Origin of the sequence: Streptomyces sp. NPDC089799 (assembly GCF_040684755.1) — a bacterium.
Taxonomy (GTDB): domain Bacteria; phylum Actinomycetota; class Actinomycetes; order Streptomycetales; family Streptomycetaceae; genus Streptomyces.
The window spans coordinates 40,737-54,500 of sequence record NZ_JBFBGR010000006.1 but is presented as its reverse complement, the minus strand read 5'-3'; the positions used below and the strand labels follow the sequence as shown (position 1 = coordinate 54,500).

The 13,764-nt window shown below is 73.1% G+C and carries 10 protein-coding genes and 1 pseudogene; 7 read left to right on the top strand and 4 right to left on the bottom strand.

The genetic code is table 11. The features are described 5' to 3' along the window. Positions 1 to 26 precede the first annotated feature (26 nt). From AB0O36_RS07690 to AB0O36_RS07660, 7 genes and pseudogenes are all read left to right on the top strand, one after another. Positions 27 to 584 (top strand): NADH-quinone oxidoreductase subunit J, encoded by a 558-nt coding sequence (locus AB0O36_RS07690; protein WP_365106145.1) that lies wholly within the window; start codon positions 27 to 29, stop codon positions 582 to 584. Next, complete coding sequence (gene nuoK / locus AB0O36_RS07685; RefSeq protein ID WP_365105568.1) at positions 584 to 940, top strand: NADH-quinone oxidoreductase subunit NuoK; 357 nt, start codon at positions 584 to 586, stop codon at positions 938 to 940. The genes AB0O36_RS07690 and nuoK overlap by 1 nt, the downstream gene beginning before the upstream one ends. Next, positions 937 to 2,922: an NADH-quinone oxidoreductase subunit L gene (locus tag AB0O36_RS07680; RefSeq protein ID WP_365105565.1), complete on the top strand. Its 1,986-nt coding sequence runs from the start codon at positions 937 to 939 to the stop codon at positions 2,920 to 2,922. Before nuoK ends, AB0O36_RS07680 begins: the two co-directional genes overlap by 4 nt. Positions 2,923 to 2,936: 14 nt before the next feature. After that, positions 2,937 to 4,523, top strand: coding sequence for an NADH-quinone oxidoreductase subunit M (locus AB0O36_RS07675; protein WP_365105562.1), 1,587 nt, complete (start codon positions 2,937 to 2,939; stop codon positions 4,521 to 4,523). After that, the gene (locus AB0O36_RS07670) at positions 4,520 to 6,121 is read left to right on the top strand and encodes an NADH-quinone oxidoreductase subunit N (RefSeq protein WP_365105559.1); all 1,602 of its coding nucleotides are present in this window, start codon (positions 4,520 to 4,522) and stop codon (positions 6,119 to 6,121) included. Before AB0O36_RS07675 ends, AB0O36_RS07670 begins: the two co-directional genes overlap by 4 nt. Before the next feature lie 191 nt (positions 6,122 to 6,312). Beyond that, positions 6,313 to 7,176: pseudogene (gene htpX / locus AB0O36_RS07665) on the top strand (zinc metalloprotease HtpX). After that, positions 7,173 to 7,565 (top strand): YccF domain-containing protein, encoded by a 393-nt coding sequence (locus tag AB0O36_RS07660; RefSeq protein ID WP_365105556.1) that lies wholly within the window; start codon positions 7,173 to 7,175, stop codon positions 7,563 to 7,565. Before htpX ends, AB0O36_RS07660 begins: the two are co-directional and overlap by 4 nt. A gap of 408 nt (positions 7,566 to 7,973) precedes the next feature. On the opposite strand, the gene AB0O36_RS07655 is transcribed toward AB0O36_RS07660, so the two are convergent. The 4 genes from AB0O36_RS07655 to AB0O36_RS07640 form a co-directional block, all read right to left on the bottom strand. Next, on the bottom strand, positions 7,974 to 9,338 hold the full coding sequence (locus AB0O36_RS07655) for an APC family permease (RefSeq protein WP_365105553.1): 1,365 nt from the start codon (positions 9,336 to 9,338) through the stop codon (positions 7,974 to 7,976). An 18-nt stretch (positions 9,339 to 9,356) separates the two neighbouring features. Further along, the gene (locus tag AB0O36_RS07650; RefSeq protein ID WP_365105551.1) at positions 9,357 to 10,817 is read right to left on the bottom strand and encodes a SulP family inorganic anion transporter; all 1,461 of its coding nucleotides are present in this window, start codon (positions 10,815 to 10,817) and stop codon (positions 9,357 to 9,359) included. A 164-nt stretch (positions 10,818 to 10,981) separates the two neighbouring features. Continuing rightward, the gene (locus AB0O36_RS07645; protein WP_365105549.1) at positions 10,982 to 12,412 is read right to left on the bottom strand and encodes a hypothetical protein; all 1,431 of its coding nucleotides are present in this window, start codon (positions 12,410 to 12,412) and stop codon (positions 10,982 to 10,984) included. A gap of 34 nt (positions 12,413 to 12,446) precedes the next feature. Beyond that, positions 12,447 to 13,760: an MFS transporter gene (locus AB0O36_RS07640; protein WP_365105546.1), complete on the bottom strand. Its 1,314-nt coding sequence runs from the start codon at positions 13,758 to 13,760 to the stop codon at positions 12,447 to 12,449. Positions 13,761 to 13,764 lie beyond the last annotated feature (4 nt).

Below are 13,764 nucleotides of genomic sequence, written 5' to 3'. Positions count from 1 at the left end.
TCGCCGCCGCCCAGGGCAACGGCTTCATGTCCCCGAACGGCGTCGAGATCAGCTTCCTGCTCGTCGGCCTCGCCACCCTCGGCGCGGCCGTCGTCACCGTCACCACCCGGCAGCTGGTGCACGCCGCGCTCTGGCTGGTCGTGGCGCTGGGCGGGATCGCCGTCGAGTACCTCCTGCTGACCGCCGAGTTCGTGGCCTGGGTGCAGGTGCTGATCTACCTCGGTTCCGTGGTGGTCCTCCTCCTCTTCGGTCTGATGCTCACCAAGGCGCCCATCGGCCGCTCCCCGGACGCGGACTCGGGCAACCGCCCGGTCGCCCTCGCGGTCGCCCTCGTCGCCGCCGTGGCCCTGGTCTGGGTCGTGGTCGACGCCTTCCGGACCACCTGGATCGACCTCGACACCGTCCAGGGCTCCACCGCGGTGACCGGCGAGATCCTCTTCCGGCACTGGGTGCTGCCCTTCGAGGCGCTCTCTGTGCTGCTGCTGGCCGCACTGATCGGAGCCATCGTGCTGTCCCGCAGGACCGGCACCACCGCAGGCGACGACACCGCCGCAGGCGGCGACACCGTGAAGGGCAAGCGCTGATGCACCTCGCCTACCCCGCCGTGCTGGCGGTGCTCCTCTTCTGCACGGGCCTGTACGGAGTCCTCGCACGCCGCAACGCCATCCTGGTGCTGATGTCGGTCGAGCTCATGCTCAACGCCGTCAACCTCAACCTGGTGGCCTTCGACGTCTGGCTGCGCGACACCCTGCACGCCGGCCAGGCCCTCACCCTCTTCACCATCGCCATCGCCGCCGCCGAGATCGGCATCGGCCTGGCCATCGTGCTGATGGTGTACCGGAACCGGGGCACGTCCGACGTCGACCGGCTCCGGGACACCGCCGAGGGCCACGAACCCGCTCCGACCGCCGAGACCGCCCCCACCGAGGTCGCCGCGTGACCACCACGACCCTCGCCGCCCTCGTCCCGCTCCTTCCCTTCCTGGGATCGGCGGGCGGCTTCCTGCTGGGCCGCACCGCACCCGGATTCGTCCGGCCGCTCGCCGTGCTGCCCACCCTGGCCGCGGCCGTGCTGGCCGTGCTCGTCGCCGTCCGCCAGGGCGGCGGCGCCCCGATCCTGGCCTCGACGGAACTGACCCCGACCGGCTCGGTCCCGATCGACCTCGCGCTGAACATCGACGGCTTCGCCGCCCTCGTGGCCGTCCTGGTCGGTGTAGTCGCCACCTGCGTACAGCTCTACTCGACGGCCTATCTGCGCGAGGACCCGCGCTACCCGTCGTACGCCGCTCTGGTCTCACTCTTCACCTCCGCGATGCTGCTCGTCGTCTACTCCGGCGACCTGATGGTGCTGCTGGTCGGCTGGGAGGTCATGGGCATCTGCTCGTACTTCCTGGTCGGCCACTACTGGGAGACCGAGGCGGCCCGCTCCGCCTCCCTGAAGGCCTTCCTCGTCACCAAGCTCGGCGACGTGCCGTTCCTGATCGGCCTGTTCGCGCTCGCCGCCGACGCCGGCTCCTTCGAGATCAACAAGATCCTCGGCACCGTCGCCGCCGGCGGCCTCGACCACCCGACGCTGATCGGCCTGCTGCTGCTGGCCGGCGTCGCGGGCAAGTCCGCGCAGTTCCCGCTGCACACCTGGCTCCCCGACGCCATGGCGGGCCCCACCCCGGTCTCCGCGCTGATCCACGCCGCGACGATGGTCGCCGCCGGCATCTACTTCATCGCCCGTCTCCTCCCGGTCTTCGCGGCCTCGCAGGCCACGCTGGTCGTCATGGCGGTCATGGCGGCCGTCACGATGATCGGCTCCGGTCTCGCCGCCCTGGCCCAGGACGACGTCAAGCGCGTCCTCGCCTACTCCACGGTCGGCCAGCTCGGCTACATGACCGGAGCGCTGGCCGTCGGCGACCGCTCCGCCGCCGTCTTCCACCTCCTGTCCCACGGCTTCTTCAAGGCACTGCTCTTCCTCGGCGCCGGCGTGATCATCCACGCCGCCGGAACGAACTCCCTGTCCGCCATGTCCCGGATGGACGGCCTGAGGAAGCGCATCCCGGACGCCTTCTGGACGATGTCGATCGCGCTGCTCGCGCTCGCCGCCATCCCCCCCTTCGCCGGCTTCTTCTCCAAGGAAGCCGTCCTCGTGGCCGCCGAGCACGCCGCCACCGGACACACCGGGGACGTCCCCGGCGCGGCCGGCTGGCTGGTCCTCGTCGCCGGCGTGCTGACCGCCCTGCTCACCGCCGCGTACGCCATGCGGCTGTGGCTGATGGCCTTCCGCGGCCGGGGCGCCGCCGCCCCCGACCACGGCAGGGAGCCGCTGGCCATGACCGGCGTGCTGTGGCTGCTCGCCGTGCCCACCCTCGCCTTCGGCCTCGCCGCCGGCCCGATCGCCGACTGGTTCGACGGCACCCCGCTCAGCCCGACCCTGACCACCTCGGTGCTCGGCACCGGCGCCGCGGTCATCGGCGGACTGCTCAGCTACGCCCTGTGGCAGCGCGCCTCCGCGGCCACCGTCCGCGGGGTGCCCGCGGCCGTCGCCGCCGCCGAGTCCGAGGCGGAGACCCCCGAGGTCGCCGAGGTCACCCACGACCACCCGGCCGCCCCGGCCGGACCGGTCCCCGACCCCGGCAAGGCACTCCTGGGCCCGCTCTACCCGCACGCGCACGCCGGCTTCCACCTCGACGCCGTCTACGACGCCCTGTTCGTCCGCCCCGTACGCGCCGCGGCGCGCCTGGTCCGCTTCCTGGACCGCGAGGTCGTCGACACCTACGTCCGCGGCGCGGGAACCGGAGCCGGCTGGCTCGGCGCCCTCGTACGCCGTGCCCAGACCGGCAACGTGCAGAGCTACCTGAGCGCCCTGTTCGCCGGTGCCGTGGTCCTGGCGATCGCCACCGCCGTCCTCGCCAACCTCAACGCCGGATCGTGAGCCGTGAGTCAGCCGTGATTGATATCAGCGCATCCGTGATGCAGTTCCTTCTGGCGTTCACCGTGGCCCTGCCGCTCCTCGGCGCGGCCGCGGCCCTGCTGCCGGCCCCTCCCGGCCTCAAGGGCCGCAGCCCCGAACAGGCGGTGCTCCGCCACGGCGTGACCGTGACCGGAGCCGTTCTCGCGGCGGCCGTCGCCCTCACCCTGGGCTTCGACCACGACAACCCGTCCCGCTTCCAGGCGACGACGGACATCAGCTGGATCCCGGCGCTGAACGTCCGGATCCACCTCGGCATCGACGGCATCTCGCTCCCCCTCCTCCTGATGACCGCGCTGCTGTTCTTCCTCTGCGCGGTGTACAGCTACTTCAAGCTCCCCGCGGGCCCCTCCCCGAAGGCGTTCGTCGCGCTGCTCCTGGTCCTGGAGTCCGGCACCCTGGCCACCTTCGCGGTCCTCGACCTGCTGCTGTTCTTCCTCGCCTTCGAGATGGTGCTCATCCCGATGTACTTCCTCATCGCCCGCTGGGGCGGTGACCAGCGGCAGGCCGCCGCCTGGAAGTTCATCCTCTACACGCTGCTCGGTTCCGTGGTCATGCTGCTCGGCCTGCTGCTGATCGGCGTCAACGCGGGCACGTTCGACATGGTGGCACTGGCCTCTGACAACGGCCGCGGACTCACCCACACCACCCAGCTCCTGGCCGTCCTCGCCATCGGCATCGGCCTCGCCGTGAAGACCCCGATGTGGCCGCTCCACAGCTGGCTCCCGGACGCCCACACGGCCGCCCCGACCGTCGGCTCCGTCCTGCTGGCCGGCGTCCTGCTCAAGATGGGCACGTACGGGTTCGTGCGGATCCTGCTGCCCGTCACCCCGAGCGGCATGCAGACCCTCGCCCCCTACCTGGGCGCGTTCGCCGCCGTCGGCATCGTCTACGGGTCCCTGGCCTGCATCGCGCTCGCCCGCAAGGGCGCCAAGGGCGACCTCAAGCGCCTGATCGCGTACTCCTCCGTCGGCCACATGGGCTTCGTGCTCCTGGGCATCGCGACCATGACCCCCACCGGGGTCAACGGCGCGCTGTTCGCGAACATCGCCCACGGCCTGATCACCGGCCTCCTCTTCTTCCTGGTCGGCGCGCTCAAGGACCGCTACGGCAGCACCGACCTCGACACCCTCGCCGGGGCCACCGGCGCCGCCCTCTACGGCCGCGCCCCCCGCTTCGGCGCGCTGCTCGCCTTCGGCGCCGTCGCCTCCCTGGGCCTGCCCGGCCTGGCCGGCTTCTGGGGCGAGATGCTCGCGCTGTTCGGCGCCTTCGACCCGGCCGAGGGCCTGTCCCGGCCCGCCTTCCTCACCTTCATGGCGATCGGCGCGTTCGGCACCCTGCTCACCGCCGCATACCTTCTGATCGTCGTACGGCGGGTGTGCATGGGTGATCCGGCGGCACTGCCCGAGGCGGCCCCCGCCGCGGTGGCCGACGTACGGCACTACGAGTTCGCCGCCTGGACCCCGCTAGTCGCCCTCACCGTCCTCGCCGGCCTCTGGCCCGCGGTCCTCCTCGGCCTCACCGACCCGGCCGTCCAGAAGCTCCTCGCAGGAGGCAACGCATGACGGCCCTCGCCGCCACCGGCGCCGCCAGTCTCGTCCAGAACGTCGACTGGCTCGCCATCGCACCCGTGGTCATCCCGGCCGCGGTGGCCCTGATCGTCCTGGTCGCCGACCTCTTCGCCGACGAGCGGCGCAAGCCGGTCCTCGGCTGGATCTCGGTGGCCGGCCTGGCCGCCGCGACCGCCGTCCTGCTGCCGCTGCGCGGCGAGGACCGGTCCACCTTCTGCCTGGTCGCCGACAAGGCCGCCTCGGCCACCTCGGCCGGCACCGCCGCCTGCAGCTACACCGCCGACTCCTTCACCCTGGTCATCCAGCTGCTGGTGCTCGGCGGCGCCCTGGTCACCGCCCTGCTCTCGGTCACCGCCGTCCGCGAGAGCGGGCTGCCCGCCGGCGAGTACTGGTTCCTGCTGCTGTCCTCGGCCGCCGGCGCGGCCCTGCTGCCGGCCTCCCGCGACCTCGCCACCCTGATCGTCGCCCTCGAAGTCGCCTCGCTGCCCGCGTTCGCCCTGGTCGGCCTGCGGCGCGGCAACCGGATGTCCTCCGAGGCCGCACTCAAGTTCTTCCTCTCCTCGGTCACCGCGACCGCCGTCTCGCTGCTCGGCGTCAGCTTCGTCTACGCCACCACCGGCACCCTGCACCTCGCGCTGCTCGCCGACCGCCTGGAGGACGTCCCCGGGCAGTTCGACACCCTCGCCATGGCGGGCGTGGCGCTCACCCTCGTCGGCTTCGCCTTCAAGACCGCCGCGGTCCCCTTCCACTTCTGGGTCCCCGACACCTACGTCGGCGCGCCGCTGCCCATCGCCGGCTACCTCTCGGTGATCGGCAAGGCCGTCGGCTTCACCGGCCTCATCCTGGTCACCGTGATCGCCTTCCCGGCGTACTCCGACATCTGGGGCCCGGCCCTGGCCGTCCTCGCCGCGCTGACCATGACCCTCGGCAACGCCGCCGCGCTGCGCCAGTCCCCGGACCGCCCGCACAGCGCCGTACGGCTGCTGGCCTGGTCCTCGGTCGGCCAGGCCGGGTACCTGCTGGTCCCGATCGCCGCCGCCGCGTACTCGGACCGCGACGCGATCGGCTCCACGGTCTCCTACGCCCTGATGTACGCCGCAGTGAACCTGGGCGCCTTCGCCGTCGTCGCGCTGGTGGCCCGGACCAGCCCGGCCAACCGGATCGCCGACTACCGCGGCCTGTACCACCGGCGTCCGGCCGCCGCCCTCTCGATGGCCTTCTTCCTGCTCTGCCTGGCCGGTCTGCCGCCGGGCATCATCGGCCTCTTCGCCAAGGTGACGGTCTTCCAGTCCGCGGTGGACGCGGGCCTGGGCTGGCTGGCCGTGGTCATGGCCGTCAACGTGGTCATCGCCCTGTACTACTACCTGCAGTGGACGGCGATCCTCTTCCGCGCCCCGGAGACGGCGGACGGAGAGGCCCCGCAGGCCGGACGCGCAGGAGACGCCGGGGAGGCCGGTCCGGCCCCGCAGCGACTCCGGACCCCGGCACCGGTCACCGTCGCGATCGCCCTCACCGGTGTCGTCGCCGTGGTCCTGTCGGGCGCCCCGCAGATCGTCCTCCGCTTCGCCGCGACCAGCCTCTTCCCGCAGTAGCGGACCAGCGGCGGAGCACCGGCGGACCACCGGCGGATCACCCGTACGGAGCAAGGCCCCTCAGGGGCGGCACGGCAGGGCCCGGGAACCAGGGTCCCTCGCCTGGCGTTGACCAGGCAGGGAGGGTCCACTGGACCGTAGCCCCACGGACCCATGACGGGGCCCCTGCCGCACCACCTGGAGGGCGTACCGTGCACCGCCGGCACAACGGGCTGAAGACCGCCGTACTCCTCGGCGGTCTGTCCGCACTCATCATCCTCATCGGAAGCTTCTTCGGACGCACCGGCCTGATCGTGGCCGTCGTCGTCGCCCTGGGCACCAACGCGTACGCGTACTGGAACAGCGACAAGCTGGCCCTGCGCGCGATGCGGGCCCGCCCGGTCAGTGAATTCGAGGCGCCCGCGCTCTACCGGATGGTCCGCGAGCTCTCCACGTCCGCGCGCCAGCCCATGCCCCGGCTCTACATCTCGCCGACCGAGGCGCCGAACGCCTTCGCGACCGGCCGGAACCCGCGCAACGCCGCCGTCTGCTGAACCGAGGGCATCCTCCGGATCCTCGACGAGCGCGAGCTGCGCGGCGTCATCGGGCACGAGCTCAGCCACGTCTACAACCGCGACATCCTGATCTCCTCGGTGGCCGGCGCCCTCGCCTCGGTGATCATGTTCCTGGTGAACTTCGCCTGGCTGATCCCGGTGGGCCGTTCCGACGACGACGAGGGCCCGGGCCTGATCGGCCTGCTGCTGGTCGCCATCCTGGGCCCGCTGGCGGCCTCCGTCATCCAGCTGGCCATCAGCCGCTCCCGGGAATACGAGGCCGATGCCTCCGGCGCCCAGCTCACCGGCGACCCGCTGGCGCTGGCCAGTGCACTGCGCAAGCTGGACGCGGGCACCAAGCAGCTCCCGCTGCCGCCCGAGCCCCGCCTGGAGACGGCCAGCCACATGATGATCGCCAACCCGTTCCGGCCGGGCCAGGGACTCTCCAAGATGTTCTCCACCCACCCGCCCATGGCCGAGCGCATCGCCCGGCTCGAACAGATGGCAGGTCATCAGCAGTGAAGACGCTCCTCAACCTCATATGGCTCGTGCTCAGCGGATTCTGGCTGTTCCTCGGCTACTGCCTCGCGGGCCTGATCCTCTGCATCACCATCATCGGCATCCCGTTCGGCATCGCCGCCTTCCGGATCGCCGTCTATGCGCTCTGGCCCTTCGGCTACACCACGGTCGAACGCCGTGACGCGGGTGCCCCCTCCTGCGTGGGCAACGTCCTGTGGCTGGTCCTCGCGGGCTGGTGGCTGGCCCTCGGCCACATCGTCACCGGAATCGCGCTGTGCATCACCATCATCGGGATCCCCTTCGGCATCGCGAACTTCAAGATGATCCCCATCTCCCTGCTCCCACTGGGCCGCGAGATCGTCCGCACGGACGCACCCTTCGCCTCCCGCTGACGGCGGTTATCCACAGGGCCGGCGAACATGGGGCGGTCTCGCCCACGATGAGGCCATGAACGAAACCGAGCAGATTCCGGCACCCCTCGCCGTACGGGCTTGGCGGCCGTACGCCGAGTTGTGTGGGCAGGCGTGCCGCAGGGCGATGGGGGTCCCCCTGTTCGAGCGAAGTCGAGAACGTGGGGGTGGGGGTCCCCCCGGACGGAGTCTGGGGGAGGTGGGCACACGGCACGACGGCCCGCGCCGAACGCGCAGCGTGCACCCCAGCGCCCGTCCCGCCCGAGGCGGGCGAAGCTCCCCGCCCGGTCCCGCAGCCCCAGCGTCCCCGCGCCCGACCCCGCGCATACCCGGCCTCACCCGGTCCGGGTCGCGGACCCGGATATGACGTGCGGGCCCCGACATGAGGGGTCAGACGGCCCGGCTCCGCATGCGCAGCAGATAGGCCGCAGCCCCCACCACCAGCACCCCCACCCCGGACACCACCGACACCACCGGCAGCGCACAAGCGACCACCACACAGCCGGCCAGCCCCACGGCTGCCACGGCCCGCCCCTTGACACCTGAATCGTGTGAACCTGCGTCGCGCACGCCCTCGTCGCGCATCCCCACGTCGCGCATCCCCACGTCGCGCATCCCCACGTCGCGCACGCCCGCATCGCGGGAACCCGCATCGCGCGAACCCAGCGTCCACGCGGAAGCGTTCGCGATCGCGTAGTAGACGAGCACACCGAAGGAGGAGAAGCCGATCGCGCCCCGGAGGTCGGCGGTGGCGGCCAGCACCGCCACCACCGCGCCCACAGCGAGCTCCGCGTGGTGCGGCACCTGGTACCGCGGGTGTACGGCGGCCAGGGCGCGCGGCAGGTGCCCGTCCCGCGCCATGGCGAGGGTGGTCCGGGACACCCCGAGCACCAGCGACAGCAGCGAGCCGAGGGCTGCCAGTGCCGCGCCCGCCCGGACCACGGGTACGAGCTCCGGCAGGCCGGCCTCCCGGACCGCGTCGGCGAGCGGTGCCGCCGAACCGGCCAGGCCCGTGGCGCCCAGGACGGACAGCACCGCCACGGCCACCGCCGCGTAGACCGCCAGCGCGATCCCCAGCGCGATGGGGACGGCGCGCGGGATCGTCCGCTCCGGATCGCGGACCTCCTCACCCAGGGTGGTGATCCGCGCATAGCCCGCGAAGGCGAAGAACAGCAGCCCGGCGGCCTGCAGCAGCCCCCAGGCCCCACCCGGCTCGCCGGGCCCGCCGTCCCACAGCCGTCCGGCGCCGGCCGCCCCGGATCCCAGGCACACCACCACGACCCCGGCCAGCACGGCCAGCACCACCGCGACGATCACCCGGGCGATCCGCGCCGACTTCTGCACACCGCCGTAGTTCGCGGCGGTCAGCGCCACCACGGCGGCCACCGCCACCGCCTGTGCCTGCTCCGGCCACAGGTACGCGCCCACCGTGAGGGCCATCGCCGCGCAGGAGGCGGTCTTGCCGACCACGAAGGCCCAGCCCGCCAGGTACCCCCAGAACGGGCCCAGCCGCTCGCGCCCGTACACGTAGGTCCCGCCGGAGGACGGGTAGCGGGCCGCCAGCCGTGCCGAGGAGTGCGCGTTGCAGTAGGCCACGACCGCGGCCACGGCGAGGGCCGCGAGCAGCGCGCCGCCCGGGCCGGCCGCCTGCGCCGCGGGCCCGAAGGAGGCGAAGATGCCCGCGCCGACCATGGCTCCCAGTCCGACGACGACCGCGTCGGACACCCCCAGAGTGCGTTTCAGCTGCTGTTCCACGGGCGGAGGGTAGCCCGGCTAGGTTGCGCCCTCGTGGCCGGGCGCCATCGGGCCGGGAGCCATCGGCCCGGGCGCCTTCGAGGTCCGCTGCCGTTCCCAGCCCTCCAGGGCCGTCAGCCAGGCGTGGTCCATGTGGCGCAGCCCGCTCAGGTCGAGCCGGACCGGCCGGTCTCCGGGCAGTCCGTCCAGGACGTCGAGCAGCTTCGGCAGCCGCAGGAAGCTGGCGTTCCCCGCCACCCTCAGGCACAGCCCCTCCCCCTCCCGCACCTGCTCGACGTGCACGTGCGAGGTCTCCCAGGCGGCCTTCGCCACGGCCAGGCCGAGACCCACCAACACCCCCTCGAACAGATTGGTGGCCACGATCGCCCCCGCCGTCACCACCAGGACCACCGCCTCGCCCCGGTGCGTCCGCCACAGCGCGGCCACCGCCCGGCCCGGGACCAGCTTCCATCCCGCGTGCAGCAGCACCCCCGCCAGGGACGCCAGTGGAACCGCCCGCAGCAGCCCGGGCAGGAACACCGCGAACAGCACCAGCCAGCCGCCGTGCAGCACCCGTGAGGCCCGGGTCCGCGCGCCCGCCTCCACATTGGCCGAGCTGCGCACGATCACGGCGGTCATCGGCAGGGCGCCCAGCAGCCCGCACACCGAGTTGCCCACGCCCTGCGCGACGAGCTCCCGGTCGTAGTCGGTCCGCGGGCCGTCGTGCATCCGGTCCACCGCCGCCGCGCTGAAGAGGGTCTCGGCGGACGCGATCAGGGCCAGGGCCAGCACGGTCCCCGCCGCTCCGGTGCCGGCCAGGACCGCGAGGTCCGCCGGGCCCGGCGGGGCAACGGCGCCCCACACGCCCTCCACGGCCACCCGGTGCACCGGGAGGTGCAGCAGTACGGCGCCGGCCGAGGCCGCCGCCACACCGGCCAGGGCGCCGGGCACCACCCGGACCCGGGCGGGCATCCGGCGCCAGCCCACCGTGACGAGCACGGTGCCCGCACCCAGCCCCACCGCGGCCCAGTCCAGCCGTCCGAGGAGACCGGGCAGCGCGCCGATCTTCTCCAGGGTTCCGCCCGGCGCGGCGACGTCCCCGACCGCGTAGAGCTGCCCGGTGATGAGCACCAGACCGATCCCGGCCAGCATCCCGTGGACCACCGCCACCGAGATCGCCCGGAACCACCGGCCCAGCCGCAGCAGCCCCATACCCAGCTGCACCAGCCCGGCCGCGAGCACCAGCACGCCCAGGGCCCGCGGCCCGTGCTCCTGCAGCGCCTCGTACACGAGCACCGTCAGCCCCGCCGCCGGCCCGCTGACCTGGAGCGAACTCCCGCGGAACCAGCCCGTCACCAGGCCGCCCACGACCCCGGTGACGATCCCCAGCTCGGCGGGCACACCGGAGGCGACGGCCACCCCCACGCAGAGCGGCAGTGCGACCAGCGCGACGACCACGGACGCCCCGAGATCGTCGCGAAACGTGTCGGCCCCGGTCATGAGAACCCCCCTCCACCTGGTGACGGTTGCCAACCAGCGTGGCGGGAGCGCCCACGCACACGTAAGTGACCACTGGGGGTTCACTCGGAGCGCGCGCTGCACGCGCGCCGTTCACGCCCTGCGTTCGTAGGCTCACTCTCTGCTGTCGGGTGTGGGTGGTTCGGTCAGTCGTGGAGGGCCGGCATCTCCGTGAGGGAGCCCAGGCCCGTGCCCCACAGTTGCTCGGACAGGGCGAAGCCGCCGGCGGCCCGCCCGGCCAGACGGCGGTCGGCGTCCAGCAGGGCCGGACCGGGAATCATGATCACGATGCTGCCGGAGTCCAGCGGGTCCTGCACCAGACAGGCGTCGCTGTGCTCGTCCTTGCGGCTCAGCCGCAGCCCGTCCCCGTCGGCGGTCAGCCACCGCGCCCGTCCCGGCGTGGTGCACGGGGTCGCGGAGTGCAGCGCCACCGCCGCACCCCGGTGGCCCTCGACGGCGTCGAGCAGCACCCGCTCGACCTCGTGGGCCGGCAGCCCCAGGTCGTGGCCGCCTGCCACGGCGCCCTGGAGGAGCCCCCACGGCAGGCCGGGGGTGGCGGTGGACATCACGCGGTGCGCGGTGTTGCCGCGCGGCAGCAGGTCCAGCGGGACGAACCGGTTCCCGGTCTGCACCCCGCCGATGCTGAAGGCACCGCGGAAGCCGGTCTCACGGTGCATCAGGGCGCCCACCCGGCGGGCCAGGTCGCGCATGGCGTCCCGGACGACCGGTACCGGGTCGAAGTGGGTGGAACAGCCCGCGTACACCAGCCCGGAAGGTTCGGGTCCCTGGAGGACCAGTTCCTCGAACGGCCGGAGCACGACCACCCCGTCGGCCAGGACGAACCCGTTGATCCCACAGGGCGTCCCGGGCAGGAACGGGGTGACCTTGACCTGCCGGCACTCCCGGCCGACCGCCGCCGCAGCCTCGGCGAAGCCCGCCCCGTCCCGCACCCAGCGGGCCTGTTCGAAGGTGACCTGGACGCCGCCGTTCATGTCCCGGTACCAGACGGTGCCCTGGCCGAGGTCGAGCCGTTCGTGTGCCGCGCGCAGCGCGGCGACACCGGTCGGCACGACCTCGGAAGGCAGCCGCTCCACACCCAGACCGTCCCAGATCCGATCCAGGGTGATCTTGTCCTCCAGGGCGGCCCAGGCGGCCGGCCGGCCGTCGGCGACCCGGCGGCCGTCCATCACGTCCCGCGTGACGTTGGACTCGGCGAGCACGATCGCGGTGCGGTCCGGGTCGTACGCCGCGAGCGCCTCCCGTACGTGCGCGGGCGGATCGGCGAGCAGCCGGTCAGTGGCGCGGGCGGTGTCGGTGAAGCTGACCGTGCCCAGTTCGGCCGAGATCCAGCCGGCCACGCCGGCCGGGATGTCGCCGTGGCCGATGCCGTTGCCGACGACGAACGGCGGCCGGGCCCCCATCGCCGCCAGGGCCTGCACCCGCAGCCGGTACTGGGGCACCTCGCGGCCGAGCAGCACCACCTTCCGGCCCCGGTAGAAGCGGGCCACCGCTTCGGTGAGCCCCGCCCAGGCCGGGGCGGTGCCCGCCGGTCCGTTGCCCTCTTCCTGGCTGTTCACGCCGTTCCCCTTCTCTCCTGACGGTGACGGGCGGTCAGGACGCCGTCGTGCCGACCGTGTCGTTCTCGCCGGTCGCGTCGCTCTCGCCGTCGTCCTCGCCGTCCTGTTCGCCCTCCGGCAGGGTGCGCAGCTTCCTGGCCGGCCCGAGGAGCGGCCACAGGCCGGAGGCAAGCAGGCCCAGGGCCGAGACGATGAGCGTGGTCCGAAGCCCGAGCAGACCCGCGCCCAGCGCGCCGGCCAGCAGCGCGCCGAAGGGCTCGACGCCCCAGCTGACGAAGCGCACCGAGCCGGTGATCCGGCCGAGCATGTGGTCGGGCACCAGGGCCTGCTTGATGGATTCGCTGAGGATCAGGTTCACCACCACGGCCAGCACCCAGCCGAACTGGGAGAGCCCGACCAGCACCAGCGCGGTCGCCGTCCCCCGGCCCTCGGCGAGCGGCACCATCAGACCGGCGACCCCGGGCGCCGCGTAGGCGAAGGCCAGCGGGATGCCGTAGCCGAACCGGCGGCTGATCCGGGCCGCCGTCGCCGAGCCGAGCAGCGCGCCGACGCCGCCCGCCGCGCTGAGCACACCCAGCAGGGCCGGGCTCAGGTCCAGCGTCTTCACCACGTACAGCGTGTACAGCGCGTAGAACATCGAGGTGAAGAAGTTGAAGTGGGCGGCGGCCAGCGCCAGGGAGCGCTGCACCGGATCGCGCATCAGCAGCTTCAGGCCGGCCAGGGCGGCCTGGAAGTGCTTCTCGCGGGGGCCCTCCGGAGGGGCCGGCTCCGCCCGCGGCAGCCCGCGCAGCGCCACGGCGCTGCCCGCGTAGCTCACCGCGTCGACGAGGATCGCCAGCGGTGCGCCCAGGACCTGCACCAGCACGCCGGCCAGGCCGGGACCGGCGACGTCGCCGACGGCCGAGCTGCCCTCCATCCAGGAGTTGGCCTGGTCGAGCTGCTTCTTTCCGACGAGCTTCGGCAGGTAGGCCGACATGGCGCTGTCGAAGAGCAGGCTGAGCGCACCCACCACGAAGGTCACCGCGAGCAGCGCCCAGATGGTCAGCGCGTCCATCACCCACAGCAGCGGGATCACGGCCAGTGCCAGGGCGCGGGCCGCGTTGGCGAACTGCAGGACCCCGCGGCGCTCGAAGGAGTCCGCCCACACGCCGGCGGAGAGGCCGAAGACGAGCGTCGCGGCCGAGCCGGCGGCACCGAGCAGGCCCATCTCCCAGCTGCCCGCGTCCAGGGCGAGCACGGCGATGAGGGGCGTCGCGAAGTACGTGATCTGCGAGCCCGCGAGAGAGAGGGTCTCTCCGGTCCAGAGCCGGAAGAAGCCGGTCTTCCGGAGCTCGGTGGAGGTGGGCATGGGG

Bases quoted from the DNA above. Each gene is read 5' to 3' on its own strand.
- AB0O36_RS07690 (WP_365106145.1), top strand. From the start codon at position 27: ATGTCCCCGAACGGCGTCGAGATCAGCTTCCTGCTCGTCGGCCTCGCC.
- nuoK (WP_365105568.1), top strand. From the start codon at position 584: ATGCACCTCGCCTACCCCGCCGTGCTGGCGGTGCTCCTCTTCTGCACG.
- AB0O36_RS07670 (WP_365105559.1), top strand. From the start codon at position 4,520: ATGACGGCCCTCGCCGCCACCGGCGCCGCCAGTCTCGTCCAGAACGTC.
- AB0O36_RS07650 (WP_365105551.1), bottom strand. From the start codon at position 10,817: ATGACCGGGGCCGACACGTTTCGCGACGATCTCGGGGCGTCCGTGGTC.
- AB0O36_RS07640 (WP_365105546.1), bottom strand. From the start codon at position 13,760: ATGCCCACCTCCACCGAGCTCCGGAAGACCGGCTTCTTCCGGCTCTGG.